The organism is Tissierella pigra (genome assembly GCF_009695605.1).
Lineage (GTDB): Bacteria > Bacillota > Clostridia > Tissierellales > Tissierellaceae > Tissierella > Tissierella pigra.
This window is the reverse complement of record NZ_VUNQ01000013.1, coordinates 45,634-68,358: the sequence shown is the minus strand read 5'-3', so window position 1 is coordinate 68,358 and position 22,725 is coordinate 45,634. Positions and strand designations below refer to the sequence as shown.

Here is a 22,725-nt window from a genome sequence, read left to right as displayed (position 1 = left end):
GATTTTTAAAGCAAGGCTTTAGAAATCGAAGTTATTGTTCTTTATTTTATTATATACTACAACTTACTCATGATTCAATAAGTTCATAATAGTTTTATATACTAATTCTGGTGCTACTTCAAAGGAATATTTCTTTTCTATTCTTTCAGTAAATTTATGGGCATCCTTCCCAAATGGACCTATATCTAATACTGGTAGACCTAGTTTTTGCATATCCTCCAGTGGTAAATCATATTTAGTACCAAATCCCGGCATATTATCTTTTAAGGCTGCTATAATTTTAGGATCTTTTGGTGCTGCTCCATAGCTTAAATCTGATATATATGGAAAGAATTTCTTATAAACTAATTTATAATCTGTTTCTGTAGTCTCTACAGCATCCTTTACTGCATCTAGTAGCGCCTTTTCTTTTGGTATGTTTCCTTCTACATGAATATGTGGATAATATGGAGGTGTAAAATATACTATAACAACAGGTTCTCTATTTGACCATAAGTTATGGACTTCTTCTACTAATTTCAATGAAAAATCTCTTTGATCTATGGACTCATCCTTTAACATTTCCTTTGTGATTTTAGCAATTTTTTCATCAAGCTCATTACCAATTTCTAATTTTACTTCTTTATATAATTCCTCATAAGTTAACACTTTTGTTTTCCATGGTAGTTTTTTATATTCTCTCCCTGCTAATTTACAAAATTCTTTATATTGTTGATTTAGATTATCAATAGTTAGCTGAAAAGCTTCTGTAGCAGCATCTTTCATCCTCATTAGTACCTGATCTGGTGTACTGCAATGGGTTGCGTAGTTAAAAAACAAGGTAGATGTTTTTGCTATTTGAACTGAATATTCTGGCTTTAGATCTCTTTGTTTTAAGGTAATAGGTGGAAGTGAAACCTCACCTTCAGCTATATCACAAAAATCCACATTTAAATTAATTCTATTTGTAATAGAGGAGGATATTTGGTTTGGATCTAATCCTTTAAAGGATTCGCCAACATGAGTTTCTTTCCCTACTATATAAAAAGATGGCATTAATTTTCCTACTGTTCCTATATAAACATATTTATTTTCATCACCTTCAAATTCACTGGTCATATAATCTGTATCTAAAAGTGCTAGATATTCAAAGCCTTCTTCCTCTTGCATCTTAGTTAATTCTGGTATTATAGATAACATTCCACCTGAATTTCCCTCTTCATCACATACAGCAGCAAATACTAAATTCCCTTCAAAATTTTCAATATCCTTTGCTATTTCCTCCATTAATGCAATTATAATAGCATCACCAGTTTTCATATCAAAAATTCCACGACCAAATAAATACTCTCCTGATTCCAAATCTTTTCTTACTTCCTCTGGTAATGTATCTGATATTTCCTTAAATTTTTCGGTTAACTCATAAGGCTTATTTGCATACTGCCTTAAACTACCATAATCAGATATGCCAACAGTATCTGTATGACCTATCATTATTATCGTTTTTTTACTATTTTCTTTTTTACCTCTTAAAATTGCCATTACAGATTTTCTACCAAGTTTATCATTTTCTACATCTACAAATCTTAAATCTTGTGGATTTTCCTTATAATACTGCATCTCCGAAAAGATATCATAGACTTTTTGTACAGAATCTAATTCTCCTAGGGTTTCAACTACACTAAGTTGATTTGTTAATTCCACAGTAATTTCTTCTATTCTTCTCGCAATATTCTTGTTCATTCTTTACCCCCTTATCAATAACTCCGATTTTTTGAATCTGGCTTTAAAAATCGGAGTTATTATTTATTTTATTATTTCTTTTTCTATATATTCTGATGTCATTGCCCTTAAAATTCCAACATAGGACAGTTTAAACTCTATTATATCTCCTACTTTATAGTTTATCTCACTATCTGATGAATCCAGTATCAAATGGTCTGAACTTCCACCTAATATTGTTATTCCACTATCTAAAGGATATAATCCATCAAAATCTATATCTTGTTTACCTATTGCACAAAGAATTCTTTTCCTAATTCCTCTATCTATAAAAGTAGGTACGTTTCCGAAAGCATCTTTACCTATTTCTCCTATGGGAACTGAAGGTTTTTCTTTTACTTCAATAATCTCTGCTTGTAATCTAAATCCACCATCATCTGTATCTTTTATTTGCTCACCATAGGCTGTTTCTATTCCTAAGATTAGGGATTCTCCTAATCTTAAATTGTTTAATCCATTTATTTTGCAATTTTCTACTAAATGAACTGTACTTGAATTTCCTCCAGATAGTATTTCTAGTTCTATATTGTATTTTTCTTCTATTTGCCTTTCTAACTTAACCAATCTATTTAGAACTTCTTCTGTAGGTATTACCCCACCATAGCAGGTTAGATTAGTACCAAGTCCTATTATTTCAATTCCTTTTAGTGAGATTATATTTTCGATACAATCCAACAGAGAGTCTTCCTCATAAAATCCTTCCCTTAGATCTCCTAAATCCACCATTAAAATAATCTTGTGAATCTTATTTTTCTCCATAGCTTTTTCTGATAATAACTTTATTGTTTCCAGTTCTGAATTTAAGGATATATCTACATATTCTACTATATATTCTGCTTCAGATTTCATAGGCAGTCTTAACATAATCTTAGGTATATCTAAATCTTTCATTCTAATTAAGTTCTCTATTCTTGAATCTGCTAAATAACTTACTCCTCCATCTATATAGGCTTTAGCAATTTCAGGATTTCCGCAAAATACCTTAGTTACTCCTGCTATTTTTATATCTTGTTTATTGCATAATTCTACTATTGTTTTTACATTATTTCTTATGATTGATAAATCAATAGTCATTCTTGGATATTTCATAAGCTATTCTCCTTTAAGGCTATTTTCCAATAACTTTAATGCCACTTCTGGATATTTCTTAGACATTACTCCAAGGGAGGCCAATATATAATGATTATCTATTAATATTTCTGCTTCAGTATTTGGTAAAAGATCATTTCCCTTATTACATAAAGCAATTTCTTTTAAAATTTCTTTTCTGTGAGGTAGCCTTGTTAAAGCTCCACCTGTACCTATTATATATTTTACCTTTGTTAAATCTTTGCCTTCTGCTATGGTTTTCTTTCCTGATGGTCCATATAGATGTTTTAATCTTCCTCCATGGCGTCTCACTGACATTGTTGCAGCATGAAGAGTTAATTTTTCTACAAATTCTTTTTCTGACGCTGTAGTTGGAATCGGTTTATGATTTTCAATTAAATCTTCTAGCTCTTCTATTGAAATCTTAAGTTCTTTTATTAATTCTTCTTTACCTACTATTTCAACTATATTTCTCATATTTACATAGACACCAAGATCACCTTCTACTGTTCTTTTAGCTTTTGGTTCTGGATTGATTAAAATTCTTGATATTTCGTCACTATCTTCTGTAACAGAGTGAATATCAGTAGTAGCACCACCTACATCTATGGTAATTAAATCTCCTATATTTTCATAAAGTAGTTCTGACGCCTTCATAACTGCTCCTGGAGTTGGCATTATAGAACCTGTAACCATATTTCTTACTTTTTCCATACCTGGTGCGTGAATTATATGAGTTTCAAATACATCTTGAATTACTTTTCTAGTAGGTTCTACATTTAATTCATCTATTTTAGGATAAACATTTTCTACTATATATAGTTCTGTTTCATTATTTTCAAATAAATCCTTTATATCCTCATGATTTTCTATATTTCCTGCATATATAACTGGAATATTTAAATTCATTTCAGATATTAACTCTGCATTATAAAGGGCAGTATCTCTTTCACCATAATCTACTCCTCCTGCTATTAAGATTATATTAGGATTTATTTCTTCAATCTTTCTTAAATCTGATTTTCTGAGCTTTCCAGCTGTTATATATTTTATATTTGCCCCTGCACCTAATGCCGCTTCCTTAGCTGCCTTTACTGTCATATCATAGACAAGTCCATGAACTGTCATTCTAAGTCCACCTGCTGCTGAACTGGTGGCTATAAGCTCTTTATATTCTATGAAAGGTTCATTAAGATTTTCAGCTAAATTGTCTATAGCATTTTTCAGGCCAATGTTTACATCTCCTTCTAATACAGTTGTAGCAGATTGTCCTTGTCCAATAAATACTGGACAGGTCTCTAAGTTGTGAAATCCATTGACTACTGTAGTAGTACTGCCTATTTCTGCAACTAATAAATCAATTTTCATGGCTCATTGCCCTTCTCTTTTCTACTAAGAATGTAGCAACGTGCTGTCCTTTAGTGCCCCTACCAAATCCTTGATCCATACCTGATTCTATTGCCAGTTCATTAGATACTTGAGTTCCTCCTGCTGCAAGAATTATTTTATCTCTTATACCTTTCTCAATACACAAATCATGTAGCTTTTTCATATTTTTATAGTGAATATCATCATGAGAAATAATAGTTGAGGCAAGAATAGCATCTGCATTTAACTCAATGGCTGCATCAACTAATTTTTCTATGGATATTGATGTACCTAGTATATGGCTTTCAATACCATACCTTTCTATTCCACCATGTTTAATATCTATGATTTCACGAAGTCCAACCGAGTGTTCATCTTCTCCTACAGTTGCAGCTACAATCTTCATTGGTTTCTTTTCTATGTCTTCTCTAATTTCATCATCTGTCATTATTTTTGGCTTAGGTGGTATAACTAAATCATTTATGTCTATGGTATGAACAAACCTGCCTTTTAATTCTATACGAGTACCTTCAGCCTCCTGCATTATTTCCTTGTGAATTACTTCTACATCTTCTAAGCCCATTTTCTTTCCTATTTCTATGGCAGCAAATTCTGCTGTTCTTTCATCAGTAGGAAGGAATAATGTTGTATGGATTATACCGTCTCCCAGCCATTCCATTTCAGGCTTTATTTTAGATGTTTTTCTCAATTCTTTTACTTCTTCAAGTCTTACATTTACATTATCATTTTCATCTAATTCATCTATAAATATAATCTTAGACGGATCTTCAAAAGTCCCCCCACCTATTAATTCTGATGGATTATGGATAAAACTTTCACTATATTGCCCAATATTGTTATAGCCAAAATGTGCTGTAACTGGTGCCATATAGTCTTTGTCTCTCTCAAATACAGTTCCCTCTCCAACTCCTTTATCAGATTTTCTAACTATACCGTCTCCGTTTCTTTCTGGATAATATCCTGAATCTACAAAAAATCCTTCTTCTACAGCATTAAAATATCCTCCAACCTCAAGGATTTCTTCCATAAATAATATGGCTCTTTCCTTTAATTCCCTTACTTTATCTGCTAACTCTCCTTCATTTCTCTTTATTTCAACCATACTTCCAAGTCCATCCATTCCTGTAAAGGCTTGTTTTGCAGTATCTACTGCTTCTATATTATATATATGCCAAGGTACGTTTCTTCCTTCATCTGGAGTTATTGTAGACTGTATGTCTGCTCTAGTTAATTGAGAAATAAGTAAGTTCAGTACATGGGTTACAGTTGCTTCTCTAGTGGAAGATTCCATGTATTTTGTATTCATTTGAGCTCTCATTTTATATTCTTTAAATAATTCTCTTAAAGCAACTGCGTAAGGTAAGTCTAACCTCATACAAGGTGCTGGAGGTGCTGTTGGAGGTACTGTTGAAAGGCATATATTCTCTTTTTTCATCCCAACTTTCACTGAAAATATGGAGTTTATAGCATGTTGTACCATAAGCTCAGGCATTACTTTCCAAGCTTCCCTGGCAGTAGCATTGGCATTATGTGCTCCATCTATTTGAGCAATATCTGCCCAAGTCATTACTCTTTTAGCTTCTGCCGCGTCTACAAAGGACCTTACCATATTTATATTTCTATATAAAACATTGTATTGTGGGTCCTGATGTGCTCCATTCACTCCTTCTTCTGCAAACATTACGGCTATTTCTGGACCTGCTACACCAGATACATAAGAGTGATAATTTATGGGTCTGCCTACTTCATCTTCTATGAAATCCAAAGCTTTTCTTTGGGCCCTAACTTGTTTTCTTGAAATAGGAATCCCCCCTACTCCCTGTGGAGTTCCCTCTATAAGACTTTCAAAGTGAGATTGTCCAGCAGTTCTTATGACCATTATATGGTCTGCTCCATGCCACGCTGCCATTCTCATTCTTCTTATATCATCTTCAAATCTTCCAGATGCTATTTCCGTTGTAATTACAGGTTTTGGCTGCGGATCTATGGAATCAAAGTATTTAGCTGCTGGAAGTGGTTGGCTATTTTCTAAGGACTCAGACATATCATAGTATTCAAATTTACCTATTTGTCTATTCTCTTCAGTTCCTTCTCTCCAATGCCATCCTCTTCTTCTAGGTCTATATTTCTCTATATCTTTTAGTATAAAATCTATATCTAGTTTTTCATTATGATCTAATTTCATTGTTAGTACCTCCTTTAAACAAAGATACTGCCTCATCCCATATTTCACCTTGAGCTAACTTTAATCCCGTTTCTCTTATTTCCATATTTTTTTCTTTAGCTAATTTATATATAATATGACCTGCACCTTTGCCTATTAATCCTCTATCTATGGCTCCATCCACTATTGCCTTAGCTTCTAAACTTGAGAAACCCATTCTTAAAAGTACTGATCTTTCTATGGATGGAGATGTATTTTTATATGCTAAATCAATTATTGGTTCTACTACCTTTTCTGCTAATTCCCAAAACCTAGCTTCCAATTCTTCTTCTGACAGATTTGCTAAGTGTTTTCTTCTTTCCTGAAAATCATCTGCTCTTTTCATACTCAACCTCCTATTAATATTCTATCTCTAATTCATCTAAAACTTCTTTTACAAATTCAATGTTGGACTTTGTATCTTTTACTAAAAAGTCTATATCATCTTTTGTAACTTTAGTTGCTTTTATATTATTTACTGCATTTCTTATATAGGATTTTCTAGTCTTATTTAGGTCCAATTCAGTTAATGTAATATAAGATGGATCCCTTGGAAGTATAATATTTTTTCCTGGCACTTCATCTTTAGGTTCTCCTATTATAATTTCTATTCCATTTTCCCTAGCAAATGTAAGCTGTGGATTTATATGTTTTCCTGCTCCTGTATACTCAGTTTCTTGGACTACAATTATTTGATCTTCATCCATCTCCTGCGAAAGTTTAAAGGCTGCTACTAAAGATGTATTCCCTGCTGGTCCTCTTTCTAGACCTTCTATTTGAGCCAATAACTCTGTCATATAAAATACTGAACCCTGGTTCATAGTTACATATCTATCTATATATCTAAGAGGTCTTGCAGCGGATCTAGGTACATCTGATCTATCTGGCCAAGTAGCAAAAGGTATACCAAATCCAGTATGACCTGTAGTGAAGGATTTTTTATTAAATTCAGTATCCGATGCCATATGTAATCCCTGTAAACTAACACTAGCACCTACTATTTTTGTGTTAATTGCACCTGCCTTAATTAGTCCTCTAGCAGTACCAGTTAAATTTCCTCCGCCAGCATTAGTCACAACCACTACATCTGGGTCTCTTCCTTCTTTTTCTCTAAATTCCATAGATATTTCATATCCTAAAGTTTCTACTCCTGCTATACCAAAAGGTGAATATAATGAAGCATTGAAATAGCCTGTTTCCTCTAACATAATTAAAAAGGTATAAAATAATTCTGGTCCTACTGTAAGTTGAACCACTTCTGCTCCATAAGCCTCACAGGCTCTAGCTTTTTCTATTATCTCTGGCTGTCCAACTCCCCTTGAATCATAGCATTCCTGTACTATAATACATTTTAATCCATACATTGCAGCTTGAGATGCAACTGCTGCACCATAGTTTCCAGATGTGGCTGCAATAACCCCTTTATATCCTAGTTTTTTAGCATGATAACAAGCTGTAGCTGCCCTTCTTGCCTTAAAGCTTCCTGAAGGATTACTAGCTTCGTCTTTTATAAATATCCTTGCTCCTTTTCCCATTGGGGCAAATTTCCTAGCTAATTTAGTTAAGTTTCTCAGTTCAAGAATCGGAGTATTTCCTACTCCTGTTCTACTCTGAATTTCTTCTATCTCTTGTAAACTATAGCCAGTTTCTCTCATCATTCTTTCATAGTCAAAGGATATACTACCAGATTCAAACTCACTATAGTCTATACCAACAGCCTTTTTCATTATCTCTGCTCTTCTTGACATAACTCCTTCATAGCTCATGTCTCTAGTCATTATTGTTCACCGTCCTCTTTTAATAATTCTCTAGCTTGACGCCCTATATATAAAAGTTCAGGAACTGCTTTTCCAAAGTCATGTTTATAATATGGGTTAACTTCTACTAAATCACCTTCTATTATCCTTCCAATATAAGTTTCTATTTTTACTTTATCTCCAATATTTGCACTATCGTCTAATAAAAATCCTTTATCCCACATTTCTAGAGGTACATTTTGCGTATCTTCTGGAACACCTGCTGCCCTTTTCTTTGGCTCAAGTACAACAGAGTGAATCCTCACCCAATCACCACGTCTAGCATCCATATAAAAAACCCCCTTTTAGTTAATAATTAATAACTAATAGTTAATAATTTTGGAAGTTTCCAATTCATTAAAACTATTAATTAATATAAAGATCAAACCAAAGATTCTTCACTATACTCAGAATGACAAACATTCTCCTTCTTACTATGTTATTCACTATTAACTAATCTTCAATAAACTCTCTCATATCTCCCATTATTGCTCTTGGTACTGGTAAATCTATCATTGTTTTTAATCCAGGTCTTGCATTGATTACGTTTGGAATCATATTAACAGTCATTGCTATTGTTCCAATTCCTCCAGGAACTTCAGGTGTGATTTTCATACTAATATCTGGTGTACCTTTTATAGTTATATAATCTCCTGTTTTTATATTTTCTAAATGAGGTTCTACTTGCTGAGGATGTAACATTTCTATTTTTAATTCTCCATCTACATATCCATATCCTTTCATATTGCACCCTGCTACATTTCCTGGTTCAACTTCTGCATAAGGAGCTTTTCTATATACTGATGATACAATTGGTGCTTTCGTTAACTTGATTTCATCACTTAATTTCCATCCTAAGGCATCTGTAATCATATTTATAGATTCTGGGAATCCTACATGACCTGCCAAATCATTTTCTTCCACTCTTCTATTAAACTCATCTTCTGTTATACCTACACCTTGCTCCTCCATTACTGCTGGTCCAAAGGGTGAAAGATCATTTACTCTTTCTGCTATGATATTTTCCACATCAATACAAGCTCCGGTTAAAGTAACAACAAGTAAGTCCATAATAAGCCCTGGATTTATTCCTGTTCCTAAAACAGTAACTCCATTTTCTTTGGCAATTCTATCTAATTCCTTAGTTAACTCTGGCTCTTGAGCCTTAGGATATGCCATTTCCTCTGCTGTAGTTATTACATTGATGCCTTTTTTTAAACAATATACTATTTTATCATATGCTCCTTTTACAAAAGAATCTGTTGCAAGAAGTACAATATCAGCTGCCTTATCTGTTATAATATCTTCTACCTTATCACTAACTGTTACTTCCTTTCTACCACCCTTTTCAACTCCTAAGACTTCAAAAATACTTTTATTAACTTTATCTGGGTGAGTATCACAAACCCCTACTATTTCTACACCTTTTTTATTTAACAGCATTTCTGCTATTCCACTTCCCATAGCTCCAAAACCCCATAATATTACCTTTACATTATCATTTCTCATCTTAATTAACCTCCTAAATTAAATTTACTTTATTAAAATATGCAATTTTCTTGCCAATGATCTTTTCTATTTATTATTTAAAATCCTATGATTTTCCATATAATTTCTTATAAATTTATATGAATCTTCTATTATTCAGAATATAACAATTAAAAAATGCAATAATTTTTGCACCAATAGGCAAATATTATTGCATCAGACAATATACTTCTTTAATTTATGTTGTAAGGTCTGTCTTTTTATTCCTAGTTCCTTTGCAGTCCTTGTTATATTGTTTTCATTTCTTTCTAATGCATTTAATATAATGTCTTTTTCCATTTCTTCTAAAATATCTGGGAGAGATTTATTCTTTTCTTCTACAACAATTGCTTTTTTTAAAGGTTTATCTTCCATTATATAAATTGAAGAAATGAAATCCTCTTGTTTTAGTATTGTTTCTTTATCAGATACTATATTCATAGCTCCTTCTATAACATTTCCTAACTCCCTTACATTTCCTGGCCATGTATACTTCATAAATTGCTCTAATACTTCTTTAGATATTTTCTTTATATTTTTTTCAAATAAAAGATTATATTTTCTTACAAAATGTTCAGATAATATAATAATATCATCTCTTCTTTCTGCTAAAGATGGTATCTTAATAAAAATAACATTTAGCCTATAGTATAAATCTTTTCTAATAGTTCCATTTTTTAAACTCTCTAAAGGATCTTCATTTGTTGTAGCTATAATTCTCACATCTACAGGAATATCTTTTTTCCCGCCGACTCTCCTTATATATCCTTCCTGCAAAACCCTTAAAATCTTAGCTTGTAGTGATAAAGACATGGAGTTTATCTCATCCAACATTAAGGTTCCCCCATGGGCTTGTTCAAATATGCCTTCCCTTTCAGTGGCCCCTGTAAATCCACCTTTATCTGTCCCAAATAAAATCCCTTCTAATAAGGCTTCTGGTATGGCAGCACAATTTTGAGCTATAAAAGCCTTCTTTCTTCTTATACCACCATAATGAATACTTTGAGCAAATAATTCCTTTCCAGTACCAGTATCACCATAGATTAAAACACTAGACCCTGAATCTTTAGCCTTCTTGGCTATTTTCTTAGCCACTTCCAGTGATTTATGATTTCCTATAATATCATGAAAATTATATCTTTTTATCTGACTTTTAAAATCTTTTTTATCTACCTGGGTTAAATTTAATTTATTTTGTAATTCTATTAATTGGTCAGATAAGTTTTTAATATGAGTTATATTATTAGCTATTTCTAAAGCACCTATTATTTCATCATTATCATAAAGAGGTATAGTGGAGTTTATGGTAGTTATCCTTTGACCTTTAAAATTGAAATAGGATTGTGTGCTATTAAGTATCCCCTCACCTGTATGAAGGACTTTTATTAAGGTAGAGGTCTCTTCATTTAAACTAGGAAATATCTCTAAAATATCTTTTTCAAGAACTTGATTTTTATCTAGTCCTTCTAATCTTGCCATAAATTCATTATAGACAACAGTTTTCCTTTTATTATCTATTACATGTACACCTATATCTGCATGATGCAAAATATTTTGCATTATTATTTTATTTAAATCTGTTTTTCTCATTATATCATCCTTAATTTAAGGTAATAGCTGCTATCATTCTATTTTTTGTGCCATTTTCCTTTCTATAGGAATATAAAGTGTCTAAATTGCATCCAGTACAAAGGTTACTTTCAAATATGTTTTCTTCTTTTATTCCAAGGGATAATAAATTTAATTTATTTACTTTCCATAGATCTAAGTAAATATTATTGTCTTTTTTTATGATTATGTCTAAATAGTTTGGATATTTATTTTTAAAAAGATTTTCCACATCAGAACCTATTTCATAACATAATATAGATATAGATGGTCCTATGGCTACTTTTATATCTTTTATACTGCTATTAAATTCATTGTTCATATTTTCTATCATTACTTTATTTATATTATTTAAGGTACCTTTCCATCCAGCATGAGCTATTCCTATTATCTCTTTCACATTATCATAAAAGTAAATAGGTACACAGTCTGCATGATATGTACATAAGGCTATGCCTTTTTCTCCAGTAATAAGTCCATCTACTTTTTCCATTTCTATATCTCTGTTATCTTGATTTTTTATAATTAATATATCAGTTCCATGGACTTGTTTTGCTCTATATATCTTTTCTTCTGGAATATCTAATACATATGATAAATTATGAAATATCTTATCTTGTTCCCAACCTATTCTAGTTGAAAAAATATGTTTCATTTTTTTGTCTTCATTGAATCCGTTTATTTCATAATATAAAATATTATCTTTATACTTTTTTATAGCACCCATATCTATCTCCTATTCTCATTTCCTTCATCTAAAATCTTTTTCAATTCTTCCATAAACGAGTTTAAATCTTTAAACTGTCTGTATACAGAGGCAAACCTTACATAGGACACCTCATCTACATCTTTTAATAGATTCATGACCATTTCTCCAATTTCTTCAGACTTTACTTCTCGTTCCAGAGAATTATAAAGATACTTTTCTATTTCATCCACTATATTTTCAATGGTTACTATGGATACTGGTCTTTTTTCACAGGATTTTATAATTCCATTTAATAGTTTGTTTCTATTGTAAGATTGCCTATTACCATCTTTTTTTACTACTATAAGAGGTATCTCTTCTATTTTTTCATAGGTTGTAAATCTTTTACCACATTTTATACATTCTCTTCTTCTACGAATTGCTTGTCCTTCATCAGTAGGTCTGGAATCTATTACCTTTGACTCAAAATATGCACAAAATGGACATTTCATATTTTCACCTCTTCTTAGATTGTACATTATTATTATATTATAATTGCTATTAAATGTCTATTCTAGTAGTTGACCTTTATAATTTACTAAAATAATATCGGTACCTATTCTCACTATATCACTCCAAGGAATAATGGTTTCAGTATTCTTCCCAAACAGACCTAAAACCTTACCCATTCCACCTATAACTATTCCATCAATACATCCTTCTTCTAGATTTAGTTCAAAATCATCAGCATATCCTATTCTTTCTCCATTATTTATATTGATTATTTCCTTCTCCCTTATCTCTGATAATTTAAACATATTATCACCTCTTATATATATTTACCCCTTATTATATATAAACAAAATAAGGGGTAAATATGACTAAATTTATAGAATTTTATATTGATTTACTTATTATACATATTTTCTCATTTGCCTTAGGGCATTTTTTTCAAGTCTTGATACTTGGGCTTGTGAAATACCTATTTCATCTGCAACCTCCATTTGTGTCTTTCCTTCATAAAATCTTAAACTTAAGATCTGCTTTTCCCTAGAATTTAACTTTGTCATAGCCTCTCTTAAAGCTATTTCTCTTAACCAAACTTCATCCTCAGCTTTATCATCCTTTACTTGATCCATAACAAATATAGCATCTCCGCTATCGTGAAATATTGGTTCAAATAAGGAAACTGGTTCCTGAATTGCTTCTAAAGCAAATACTACGTCTTCCTTAGGCAATCCTAATTCCTCTGCTATTTCATATACAGTAGGTTCCTTAGAATTTTTGTTAATTAACTGTTCTCTAGCATTTAAAGCTTTGTAGGCAATATCTCTTAAAGACCTAGAAACTCTAATTGAATTATTATCCCTCAAGTATCTTCTTATTTCTCCTATAATCATAGGTACAGCATAGGTAGAGAAACGTACATTTTGGCTCAAATCAAAATTATCTATTGCCTTTATTAAGCCAATACATCCCACTTGAAATAAATCATCAACATGCTCCCCTCTTCTATTAAACCTTTGAATTATACTAAGTACTAGCCTTAGATTTCCTTGAATGAATTCCTCTCTTGCCTGTAAATCTCCTGCTTTTATTTTTATAAATAATTTTTGCATTTCTTCATTAGTAAGTACTGGCAGCTTTGCAGTATTTACCCCGCATATTTCAACTTTAGATATATGCATTTAATTTCATCCTTTCATGCTGTATTGCCCCTTTCGTATAAAATTATTGCCTCTAAAATTATTTTTATTCAAAAAATAATTTTAGAGGCAAACCATTTTACATCAATTTTACCATTTCTTTCTTTAATCTTTTTATTATTCTTTTTTCCAATCTAGATATATAAGATTGAGAAATCCCCAGCATATCAGCTACTTCCTTTTGAGTCTTTTCTTTTCCATTGGGATTTTGTAGTCCAAATCGTAATTCTATTATGGTTTTTTCTCTATTGGACAATTTATTTATTGATTGCCTCAATAGAGTTTTATCTACTTCCATCTCTATATCTTTAAATATAATATCTCCTTCAGTACCCATAATGTCAGATAATAAAAGCTCATTACCATCCCAATCGGTATTTAAAGGTTCATCTAAAGATATTTCCGATTTCATCTTACTAGTTCGTCTTAAATACATTAAAATTTCATTTTCTATACATTTAGAGGCATAAGTAGCTAGTTTAATGTTCTTATCTGGATCAAAAGTATTTACAGCCTTTATTAGCCCAATTGTCCCTATGGATATAAGGTCTTCTATGGATATTTTAGTATTTTCAAATTTTCTTGCTATATATACTACAAGTCTTAAATTTCTTTCGATTAAAATACTTTTTACACTTTCATCTGTTTTAAGAATAGATAGATAGTATTCTTCTTCTTCTGGATTCAATGGTGGTGGCAGCACCTCTCCACTACCTATATAATAAACACCTTTAACTAATTTTAATTTATGTAATACATTATATATAAACCTATGCAGTTTTATTTTAATTTTCTTTAACACTTAAATCCCCTCCATTTAATATATTTACATTTAATAATCCTTGATACTGATCATCATGAGACAATTTATCATTAAATATCCCTATTAATAAATCATTATATATCTTTTCATAACTGTCCTCTGTAACAGTAATATAATCCGGTCTAAAACCTAATAAAATACCATTTTTAGCACCTACTGCCTTAAATGGAATAAGCCGAAGGATAATTTCATCACCTACGTCCTCTATGGCTCCCTGTAAGGCTGTAAAATCCTCTTCCCTATTATTATCATATATATTTTTTAGTCTTTCTGGTAATAATCCCTTTATTACCTTATATTCTACAACAAATACTGGAGATTTAGATATTGGTTCTATTAAAGAGTTCCCTGTATCTGTAAGTGCTGTAAAACATACTTTTTGGTCATTCAAATATATAGTTGTATCTAATAATTCCTTTTCTTTAGATACTTTCTCTTGATAATAGTGAAATATACCTTTAATCATAATCCCACCTAAAATCACTCCTAAAAATATATATTTCATGGGTATAGAATGATTCACCCCATTGTATTTAAATAATATATCCTCATAACTATTTGTGAAATAATAAGTTCCTATACTTGCTCCTGCAAATACAAAAGATATTACATAAAATGCAGATAACTGTTTCAAATATAAACTTAAAGATTTAGAATTATATGCTAATTTAACTATAACTATAGATATTATTATTTTCATAAAAAAGTTTGTAAGAAAACTCAGCATTGGAAAAAATAAGACGAATGGATATAAAGCTGATATAGTTGAAGTAATAAAAATCCTACTTTTTTTCGTCTTTGTTCTAGTAATTATTTTGGTGCTTTGTAAAATAGCATAGTTTATGAGGAAATTTTCAATAAACAAATATTCTGCTACTACATACAAAGAAATACCCCCTCTGTCTATTTTATTCTCTATTAATTATTATAGGACATATAATCCAAATTTTTTGTCATTTTATAGGTAATAAAAAAAACGTATCTCGGCAATAAGATACGAGATACGACAATTAATAGTTTTCACTTCAAGTCACGACTTGAATAAATGTTGTAAAATGCACATTTTAGTAATTTGTCGAAAAATAATAAAAATCAAATTTAATCAATTAAAATTTTATTTTTCTGCTGAATTAAAATCTCATACTACACTTAGTACTTCTGATTATCTTTCAATTCATGGGATTTATTCATTTTATATGATGAAATAAATTTTTAAAAGAATAACCCACTTTCAATAATTATAAAGATACCAAGTCCAATAAAAACAATAGGAATAATAATACGTTTATATTTTTGCAGTATTTCTTTGACTTGAGGGAAACTTGAAATTTTTTCGCCTAAAAAACACCACAATGCAATCATTACCGAAAAGATGATTATAGTGATTATTAGTTGTCCGAAAGTGTAACTGCGGAATAAAGGAATATATATACCAATATTGTCAGCTCCATTTGCAATAGTAATAAGCATAACACTTAATATTTCTGGCTTAATTATCTTCCCTAGAAAACTTTTTATTTTTTCAATTTTGTTAAAGTGAGTTTCCTTTTCTCTTTTTCCATATATCCCATTGTTGTCTATATCTTCTTCAATGAAACTGTAGTTTTTGGTGTGAAGTTCTTGTATTTCTTTTTTGGAATCAAACCATGCTTTTATTCCTAATATTATTGGTATGATACCTAAAATACCAACATATTTTTCTGGCAATATAAGTAGACCAAATGCACCTAAAAGACTAAGCATAACTAATATGCTAATGCCAAGATATTGTCCAGTCACAATATAACTTTTTTTCATCTTATCATTGACTTGTGAATATAGAATCATTAATACAAATATATCATCAATATTAGTGCTTATGAAAGAAATAATTGATGTCACCATTGAACCAATCACTGATATTCCTCCCTAAAATATTTTAAACCTATGTACACAAAATTGTATATATAGGTTTGCTAATCCAGTTCTACCTCCTCCATGATTGGGAACATAATCATCATGACCTTGTAACAGATACACTCATCATACCATTTTTCATGATTGACCTCCAAATTCTAATTTATGAAGTACAATTTAGTGAAGTTGTAACTTAATTTATACATTTAATTGTACCATAATTTTCAACGATTTATAATTGTTTATATATCTCATTGTATCATTGCCTTTTTCATGTTTTTAAGCATAATAAAAACACTTACAATTCAGTAAGTGTTTTGTTTATTGTTCATCATTAATCCAATGACAAATCAAAAGTAATGTCTTCCCCTAATTTATTTCCATCTGAATCAATCGGTCCTGGAATTACATATTTAAAACTAGTTATTTCTTCTGCTTCTGAATCTAATACGAAGTATACATTGCCTTCGCTAATTATTTCTCCTATATATGCTCCGTCTGGCATTACCGAAAAAACTTCATGTGCATCCTTTTGTTCTTTTGTATTTGTAACTATCATTCCTTGATCTGGAATTATGTTAGTTTCTGTGCTTTTGTTTTCAGCCTCTACTTCTAACGTTATAATAGTAACAACATCTTTATTGTCGAAGAACGTCCTTTTGTATTTCTCACCAACTTCTAATTCTGAAACTTGCATTTTGTTAATTTTTACAGTAAATGGTCCTGATTCTTGAATTGCTTCAACTTCATCATTTTTCTTAAATACTGTAAGTTTCCCCATTTCACTTTCTCCTTCTGCTAGAAAAGATTCAGTCCCATCTTCATACATATCTTGATTATTGCTTGATTTACTCAGAGTACTACTGCAACCAGATATGAATAATGAAATAATTATTAGTACTACTAATATCTTTTTCAATAATATCCCTCCCCTGTTAGTATTATATGATAGCTTAAGCATACTATACAAATGGTAGGAGTTCAAGCCTTTTTGATGTTGATGTGTTATTGTCATCCAAATTTCAATAGTAAAAATAAAAAAAAGACTCTAGATTTTACTCTAGAGCCTTGTCATATCTATATAATATTGTTATAAATCTTTCTAATGCAATAGGTTCCTTAGGATTAGTTCCATCAGTAAGATTATTTTTAATTCCCACTCCATCTAGATATTATACTCTCCTGTTTTTACTTATTTTTTAAGAATCTCGTCTATCTCTTCTTCTAAGGAAAATTGGAATATCTAACTCATCTACATCATTGGTTGCTGCTACTTCTTCTTTTACTTCTCCAGATGTATCTGCATTATTTATCTCTTCTTTTAATGTGCTTTTTTCTGGTATAACTTGGTCGAATCCTGTTGCAATTACAGTTATTTTTATTTCCTCTTTTAATGTTTCATCTATACCTGCACCAAATATTATATTAGCATCTTTATCTACAGCTGCTCTAATTAAATCTGCAGCCTCATTAACTTCAAATATACCTAAATCTTCTCCACCAGTTATATTTAATAGTACAGACTTTGCTCCTTCTATTGATGTCTCCAATAGTGGGGATTTAATAGCTTGTTTAGCTGCTTCTGTTGCCCTATTGTCACCAGCAGCCATACCAATTCCCATATGTGCTATACCCTTGGCATACATTATTGTTTTAACATCTGCAAAATCTAGATTTATAAGATTTGGTACAGCTATTAAATCTGATATACCTTGTATGCCTTGTTTAAGTACTTCGTCTGCCATCATAAAGGCTTCTACCATAGTAGTTTTTTTATCTGAAATTTGAAGTAATCTATCATTTGGAATAGTAACTAAAGTATCCACTTTAGACTTTAACGCTTCAATTCCTTGTTCAGCATGTTTTAATCTTCTAGGTCCTTCAAATGTAAATGGTTTAGTAACTACACCAACTGTAAGTATGCCTAATTCTTTAGCGATTTCTGCCACCACAGGTGCAGCACCAGTTCCAGTTCCTCCACCCATTCCAGCTGTAATGAAGATCATATCAGCTCCTTTTATAGCCTCCATTATCTCATTCCTATTTTCTTCTGCAGCCTTTGCTCCAATATCTGGATTTGCGCCAGCACCTAAACCTCTTGTTAGTTTCTCTCCTAATTGTAGTTTTACTTCTGCTTTTGAAGAAAACAATGCTTGTCTATCTGTATTTAAGGCAATAAAATCAATACCCCTAACACCATGTTCTACCATTCTATTTACAGCATTATTTCCACCACCACCTACGCCTATAACCTTTATTTTAGCAAATTGATCAACATCAACATCAAAATCAAACATCTTTTTTCCTCCTTCTCTTATAGTAGATAATCCTATGTTTTATATAATTGTTTAAAGATTAATTAGATTCTTTTCTTTTGACTAGAAGTTTTCTTCTAATTTGTGCAAAATTTTCAAAAAGTCGTCCTCCAAAAGTAAATATAGCTGCATAATATAGAGGCACCCCTAACCTATCACCTAAGTAAGCTAAAAATGCTGCCAAAGCTGCATTTCCAAAAAAACCTGAAATAAATATATTTATATTAAAGTTTTTTTCTAGATTAGCTCTTATACCACCGAATACAGAATCTAAGCAAGCTAATATTGCTACAGATATGTAGAGTGAATAGGCTGTATTATAGGTATAAGGCAAAATAAAACCTATTACTGCCCCTATTAAAATTCCAATTAGTGCAAAAAACAATTTAATCACCCTTTCCTACTGGTTTCGCATATTTAAAATTTGTAATTCCTCTAAATCCAGGAACTTCAATGGAGTCCTCAGATTCAACTTCAAAGCCTATATTATATAAGTTTTTTAATATGTCCCCATAAGTATTAGGTGCACTAACTGACGCATATAATAGTTTAGGATCACCTATGGCTTTAATGACAAAAGGAGTTGCAGAACTTCTTCCATTTATTCTAATGGTAGGTCCTCCGCATTTTATTTCTGATGTGGACAGAACTCTTTCTCCATTTATGCTTATGGCTTCAGCACCTGCTATTTTTAAATCATTTAAAATGTGTAATATATCTATATCATGAATTACATCATCATTAATATCAAATCCTGGCATTCTTTCTTCAGGATTATCATACATAGTGATAATAATTCCTGGACCCTTTAAATCTGTTCTTCCTGAGTGAAATTTATTATGTTTAATATCTTCTATTAAAATATCTATAATATTATTATCACCTTGAGCAATATTTTCTAGTAATTTTAATTCCTCTTCTTTTTGTTTTATTACTTTATTCATCTCTGAGATTTCATTATTAACAGATAAAACTTCAGCCTTTGTCATTTGTAACGATTTTACTGTAACTGGTACATACATTTCTAATTTCATCTTTATCTGTGTAGCTATGAAAATACCTACTATAATACTAAAAAACATAAGGACGATTTTAGGATTGTCTTTTTTCATATTAATCACCCCTATTAATTAGCCGTTTGTTCCAGTGGACTAGAGTAGATAAATTCCTTTATCTTTCTATACTTAGATATATTTATACTAGGTTCTTGACGTACATGAACAAGATAGTCATAGTCCCTAAGCTGCGTTACTATTCCACCTTTAAGATTCAAAGCTGATTCCAATGTCTCTGGTTTTCCAATTGCCTTAATGACTATTGGTGTACTAGTGGATACACCATTTATTTCAATATGATTTCCTGCCTTTTCTATTTCAGTAAAAGCAGTATATCTTTGATCATTAATAGATATTGCTTCGGCATCAGCTGCATTTAAAATAGATATTACTTGAAGAACCAATCCTAATTCATCTGAAATGCTATAACCATCTCCAAATTCTAAATCTACGGGAGGATCATTAATTTCCATAATTATTCCCGGTCCTTCTACATCTAAATATCCAGCTAACATCCTATATTTCATTGTATCATTGTATAAAGTTTCAGCATATACATTTTTATCTATTTCACCTTTTTCATATTGTTTTATCTTAGTTTCCAGTTCTTCAATTATCTTTCCCTGAGCTTCCCTTTCATTTTGGGCTTTTTTAAGTTCTATAGCCAATTGCTGGGCTCTCTGTGCTGGCATAACACCTTCTCCAACAGTTTTATTTATGGTTTTAAACTGGATGGATAAAATAATTCCCAAAAAAATTGATACTATAACTAACGCAATATATTCTTTAACTCTTTTCATTTTACCCCCCCCTTAATCATCAACAACAATAAATGGATTATCTCCTTTATTCATTACAATCATAGTACAAGGCCTTTGGTTTTCTTCTACATCTTTTAAAATTGTATTTAATAGTCCTAGTTTATATTTTACATTATCTAGTGTACCAAAGGCAACAGTAATACCATTAAATAATACTATATTCACATTGCCATCATCTTCCATATTGATTTCTTTAATTTTTGGCAGAAGCTTAATGGCATGTCCTTCTTTGATTAATTCAATACCCTCATTATCCTTTTCCAAAGAAAAAACATTATCTCCAGGCTTTTTATCTTTTATATTCAATCCTACTAGCTGTGGTAAATTATGATCTTCACTATCTACTATATCCAATACATATCCTTCTATATCTATTAAAAGAAAAGCAGAAATTTCTTTTATTTGAATAATTTCTTTCCGTTCTATAATATTTATAATAATTCCTTTTGGAAGTTTTCTCTTTATCTTTACATCCTTTACATAAGAAAGTCTATTTAAGTGTTCCTTACCATCCTTTATACTTACTTTAAATATGTTTTCACCTAGCTTTATAGATGATTCACTGATTATATTTTCTTTTGTTAGTTTGCTGTTTCCTATTACGTCTATATTCTTTATAACAAAAAAATCAGAATTAAGAGCTAGTACACTTATGGAAAAAGTTAATATAATTAATAGTAAAAAACGAAAAAAGAATCTTCTTCTTCTCATCTTTCTCTCTACCCGTGAAAGTTTTTTCATCTTCTCACCTCTAGCTTGTCCTCCCATATAACTAGCAGCAAAAGCTGCTAATTAACTTTTGTAATATCTGCACCTAATTTTTGTAAAATTAAATGTAGATTCTCATACCCTCTTTCAATATGATAAATATCATAAACTTCAGTAGTACCTCTAGCAATTAGCCCTGCTAAAACCAAAGCAGCTCCACCCCTTAAATCTTTTGCTGTAGTCTTAGCACCTGTTAACTCTTTTACTCCCTTAATTACTGCTACTTTACCAAAAGTTTTAATATTTGCCCCCATTCTTGCTAATTCCTCAGCGTGTTTAAATCTATTTTCAAACACTGTTTCAGAAATTATACTGGTTCCACTTGCTACAGTTAAAAGTGTCATCATTTGAGCCTGCATATCAGTTGGAAAACCTGGATAAGGAAGGGTCTGTAACATTTCGATAGAATTGATTTTCCTAGGTCCCATTACCTTCATTGAATTGCCATTTGTATATATAATTACTCCTGCTTCTCTTAACTTTGCTATAATACTTAATACATGATCTATAACAATATTATTGATTATTATATCCCCACCAGTTATTGCTGCAGCAGTCATAATAGTTCCAGCTACAATTCTATCAGATATTATACTATGATTTACATCTCTAAACTCATCTACACCTTCTATTACTATAACAGATGTCCCTGCTCCAGAAACTTTTGCCCCAGCCTTGTTTAAGTAATTTTGCAAATCAATTATTTCTGGCTCTCTAGCTGCATTTCTAATAATTGTTGTTCCCTCAGCTTTTACTCCTGCCAAAATTATATTTTCTGTTGCCCCTACGGAAGGATAATCCAACTGTATCTCTGCACCTTTTAGCCTTGTGACTTTACAATGAAGATGCCCATGGGACTCTTCAATTTCTGCCCCCATATCTCTTATTGCCTTTAGATGCAGGTCTATAGGTCTTGGACCTATTTCACAACCACCAGGATAAGATAAAATAACTTCACCTGTTCTAGAAAGCATTGCACCCATTAATATAATCGAAGATCTCATTTCTCTGACTAATTCTTCTGGCACTACTATTTGATTTAGTGGTTTGGAATCAACAATCATGGTACTTCCATCATATTCTACAGTACACCCTAAAGTTAGTAATATCTCCTTCATTATTTGAACATCTCTAAGATTAGGAATGTTTGTTATCGTACTTTTATTTCCACCTATAACTGTAGCTGCTAATATTGGCAATACTGCATTTTTAGCTCCTGAAATTGAAAGTTCTCCAGTTAATCTGCTACCACCATTTATAATATACTTTTCCACCTAACC

Annotated in this window: 23 protein-coding genes; all 23 read right to left on the bottom strand. The window is 31.1% G+C overall.

Translation table 11 applies throughout. The features are described 5' to 3' along the window. Positions 1-63 precede the first annotated feature (63 nt). Positions 64-1,722: a M20/M25/M40 family metallo-hydrolase gene (locus FYJ83_RS07790; RefSeq protein ID WP_154439764.1), complete on the bottom strand. Its 1,659-nt coding sequence runs from the start codon at positions 1,720-1,722 to the stop codon at positions 64-66. Between the two features lie 63 nt (positions 1,723-1,785). Beyond that, the gene (gene orr, locus FYJ83_RS07785; RefSeq protein WP_154439763.1) at positions 1,786-2,850 is read right to left on the bottom strand and encodes an ornithine racemase Orr; all 1,065 of its coding nucleotides are present in this window, start codon (positions 2,848-2,850) and stop codon (positions 1,786-1,788) included. A 3-nt stretch (positions 2,851-2,853) separates the two neighbouring features. Next, positions 2,854-4,218: a GlmL-related ornithine degradation protein gene (locus FYJ83_RS07780; RefSeq protein WP_154439762.1), complete on the bottom strand. Its 1,365-nt coding sequence runs from the start codon at positions 4,216-4,218 to the stop codon at positions 2,854-2,856. Further along, positions 4,208-6,424, bottom strand: coding sequence for a D-ornithine 4,5-aminomutase subunit OraE (gene oraE, locus FYJ83_RS07775; RefSeq protein WP_154439761.1), 2,217 nt, complete (start codon positions 6,422-6,424; stop codon positions 4,208-4,210). Before oraE ends, FYJ83_RS07780 begins: the two co-directional genes overlap by 11 nt. Further along, positions 6,408-6,788: an ornithine aminomutase subunit alpha gene (locus tag FYJ83_RS07770; RefSeq protein ID WP_154439760.1), complete on the bottom strand. Its 381-nt coding sequence runs from the start codon at positions 6,786-6,788 to the stop codon at positions 6,408-6,410. The genes oraE and FYJ83_RS07770 overlap by 17 nt, the downstream gene beginning before the upstream one ends. 13 nt (positions 6,789-6,801) lie before the next feature. Beyond that, on the bottom strand, positions 6,802-8,220 hold the full coding sequence (gene ortB, locus FYJ83_RS07765; protein WP_154439759.1) for a 2-amino-4-oxopentanoate thiolase subunit OrtB: 1,419 nt from the start codon (positions 8,218-8,220) through the stop codon (positions 6,802-6,804). After that, positions 8,220-8,528, bottom strand: a complete 309-nt coding sequence (gene ortA / locus FYJ83_RS07760; protein ID WP_154439758.1) for a 2-amino-4-oxopentanoate thiolase subunit OrtA — start codon at positions 8,526-8,528, stop codon at positions 8,220-8,222. The genes ortB and ortA overlap by 1 nt, the downstream gene beginning before the upstream one ends. A 163-nt stretch (positions 8,529-8,691) precedes the next feature. Continuing rightward, the gene (gene ord, locus FYJ83_RS07755) at positions 8,692-9,747 is read right to left on the bottom strand and encodes a 2,4-diaminopentanoate dehydrogenase (RefSeq protein ID WP_154439757.1); all 1,056 of its coding nucleotides are present in this window, start codon (positions 9,745-9,747) and stop codon (positions 8,692-8,694) included. Positions 9,748-9,942: 195 nt separating this feature from the next. Next, a complete protein-coding gene (locus FYJ83_RS07750; RefSeq protein WP_154439756.1) occupies positions 9,943-11,355 on the bottom strand; it encodes a sigma-54 interaction domain-containing protein in 1,413 nt (470 codons plus the stop codon). Positions 11,356-11,365: 10 nt separating this feature from the next. Further along, on the bottom strand, positions 11,366-12,100 hold the full coding sequence (gene pgeF / locus FYJ83_RS07745) for a peptidoglycan editing factor PgeF (protein WP_154439755.1): 735 nt from the start codon (positions 12,098-12,100) through the stop codon (positions 11,366-11,368). A gap of 2 nt (positions 12,101-12,102) precedes the next feature. Continuing rightward, positions 12,103-12,573, bottom strand: a complete 471-nt coding sequence (gene nrdR, locus FYJ83_RS07740) for a transcriptional regulator NrdR (RefSeq protein ID WP_154439754.1) — start codon at positions 12,571-12,573, stop codon at positions 12,103-12,105. Positions 12,574-12,630: 57 nt separating this feature from the next. After that, positions 12,631-12,879 carry a YlmC/YmxH family sporulation protein gene (locus FYJ83_RS07735; protein ID WP_154439753.1) on the bottom strand — a complete coding sequence of 83 codons (249 nt, stop codon included), beginning with the start codon at positions 12,877-12,879 and terminating at the stop codon, positions 12,631-12,633. Between the two features lie 96 nt (positions 12,880-12,975). After that, a complete protein-coding gene (gene sigG / locus FYJ83_RS07730; RefSeq protein ID WP_154439752.1) occupies positions 12,976-13,749 on the bottom strand; it encodes an RNA polymerase sporulation sigma factor SigG in 774 nt (257 codons plus the stop codon). Positions 13,750-13,846: 97 nt separating this feature from the next. Further along, positions 13,847-14,569, bottom strand: coding sequence for an RNA polymerase sporulation sigma factor SigE (sigE, locus tag FYJ83_RS07725; protein WP_216585244.1), 723 nt, complete (start codon positions 14,567-14,569; stop codon positions 13,847-13,849). Then, positions 14,553-15,476 carry a sigma-E processing peptidase SpoIIGA gene (locus FYJ83_RS07720; protein ID WP_154439751.1) on the bottom strand — a complete coding sequence of 308 codons (924 nt, stop codon included), beginning with the start codon at positions 15,474-15,476 and terminating at the stop codon, positions 14,553-14,555. The genes sigE and FYJ83_RS07720 overlap by 17 nt, the downstream gene beginning before the upstream one ends. Before the next feature lie 326 nt (positions 15,477-15,802). Continuing rightward, entirely contained in the window at positions 15,803-16,486 is a 684-nt protein-coding gene (locus FYJ83_RS07715; RefSeq protein WP_216585245.1) for a cadmium resistance transporter, read from the bottom strand. A 334-nt stretch (positions 16,487-16,820) separates the two neighbouring features. Next, the gene (locus tag FYJ83_RS07710) at positions 16,821-17,405 is read right to left on the bottom strand and encodes a hypothetical protein (RefSeq protein ID WP_154439750.1); all 585 of its coding nucleotides are present in this window, start codon (positions 17,403-17,405) and stop codon (positions 16,821-16,823) included. 280 nt (positions 17,406-17,685) lie between these two features. Further along, a complete protein-coding gene (ftsZ, locus tag FYJ83_RS07705; protein WP_154439749.1) occupies positions 17,686-18,783 on the bottom strand; it encodes a cell division protein FtsZ in 1,098 nt (365 codons plus the stop codon). 58 nt (positions 18,784-18,841) lie between these two features. Then, entirely contained in the window at positions 18,842-19,195 is a 354-nt protein-coding gene (locus FYJ83_RS07700) for a small basic family protein (RefSeq protein WP_326828318.1), read from the bottom strand. After that, the gene (locus FYJ83_RS07695) at positions 19,188-19,913 is read right to left on the bottom strand and encodes a DUF881 domain-containing protein (RefSeq protein ID WP_154439748.1); all 726 of its coding nucleotides are present in this window, start codon (positions 19,911-19,913) and stop codon (positions 19,188-19,190) included. Before FYJ83_RS07695 ends, FYJ83_RS07700 begins: the two co-directional genes overlap by 8 nt. A 14-nt stretch (positions 19,914-19,927) precedes the next feature. Beyond that, entirely contained in the window at positions 19,928-20,656 is a 729-nt protein-coding gene (locus FYJ83_RS07690) for a DUF881 domain-containing protein (RefSeq protein WP_154439747.1), read from the bottom strand. Positions 20,657-20,668: 12 nt separating this feature from the next. Continuing rightward, positions 20,669-21,445, bottom strand: coding sequence for a cell division protein FtsQ/DivIB (locus FYJ83_RS07685; RefSeq protein WP_154439746.1), 777 nt, complete (start codon positions 21,443-21,445; stop codon positions 20,669-20,671). A gap of 20 nt (positions 21,446-21,465) precedes the next feature. Continuing rightward, on the bottom strand, positions 21,466-22,719 hold the full coding sequence (murA, locus tag FYJ83_RS07680; RefSeq protein WP_216585246.1) for a UDP-N-acetylglucosamine 1-carboxyvinyltransferase: 1,254 nt from the start codon (positions 22,717-22,719) through the stop codon (positions 21,466-21,468). Between the last annotated feature and the right edge of the window lie 6 nt (positions 22,720-22,725).

Excerpts from the sequence above, each read along its gene's own strand:
- ord (WP_154439757.1), bottom strand. The coding sequence starts at position 9,747 with ATGAGAAATGATAATGTAAAGGTAATATTATGGGGTTTTGGAGCTATG.
- FYJ83_RS07690 (WP_154439747.1), bottom strand. The coding sequence starts at position 20,656 with ATGAAAAGAGTTAAAGAATATATTGCGTTAGTTATAGTATCAATTTTT.
- oraE (WP_154439761.1), bottom strand. The coding sequence starts at position 6,424 with ATGAAATTAGATCATAATGAAAAACTAGATATAGATTTTATACTAAAA.
- FYJ83_RS07770 (WP_154439760.1), bottom strand. The coding sequence starts at position 6,788 with ATGAAAAGAGCAGATGATTTTCAGGAAAGAAGAAAACACTTAGCAAAT.
- sigG (WP_154439752.1), bottom strand. The coding sequence starts at position 13,749 with ATGCATATATCTAAAGTTGAAATATGCGGGGTAAATACTGCAAAGCTG.
- ortB (WP_154439759.1), bottom strand. The coding sequence starts at position 8,220 with ATGACTAGAGACATGAGCTATGAAGGAGTTATGTCAAGAAGAGCAGAG.
- orr (WP_154439763.1), bottom strand. The coding sequence starts at position 2,850 with ATGAAATATCCAAGAATGACTATTGATTTATCAATCATAAGAAATAAT.
- FYJ83_RS07695 (WP_154439748.1), bottom strand. The coding sequence starts at position 19,913 with ATGAAAAAAGACAATCCTAAAATCGTCCTTATGTTTTTTAGTATTATA.
- FYJ83_RS07735 (WP_154439753.1), bottom strand. The coding sequence starts at position 12,879 with ATGTTTAAATTATCAGAGATAAGGGAGAAGGAAATAATCAATATAAAT.
- FYJ83_RS07780 (WP_154439762.1), bottom strand. The coding sequence starts at position 4,218 with ATGAAAATTGATTTATTAGTTGCAGAAATAGGCAGTACTACTACAGTA.
- nrdR (WP_154439754.1), bottom strand. The coding sequence starts at position 12,573 with ATGAAATGTCCATTTTGTGCATATTTTGAGTCAAAGGTAATAGATTCC.
- FYJ83_RS07750 (WP_154439756.1), bottom strand. The coding sequence starts at position 11,355 with ATGAGAAAAACAGATTTAAATAAAATAATAATGCAAAATATTTTGCAT.
- FYJ83_RS07790 (WP_154439764.1), bottom strand. The coding sequence starts at position 1,722 with ATGAACAAGAATATTGCGAGAAGAATAGAAGAAATTACTGTGGAATTA.
- FYJ83_RS07685 (WP_154439746.1), bottom strand. The coding sequence starts at position 21,445 with ATGGGAGGACAAGCTAGAGGTGAGAAGATGAAAAAACTTTCACGGGTA.
- pgeF (WP_154439755.1), bottom strand. The coding sequence starts at position 12,100 with ATGGGTGCTATAAAAAAGTATAAAGATAATATTTTATATTATGAAATA.
- ortA (WP_154439758.1), bottom strand. The coding sequence starts at position 8,528 with ATGGATGCTAGACGTGGTGATTGGGTGAGGATTCACTCTGTTGTACTT.
- ftsZ (WP_154439749.1), bottom strand. The coding sequence starts at position 18,783 with ATGTTTGATTTTGATGTTGATGTTGATCAATTTGCTAAAATAAAGGTT.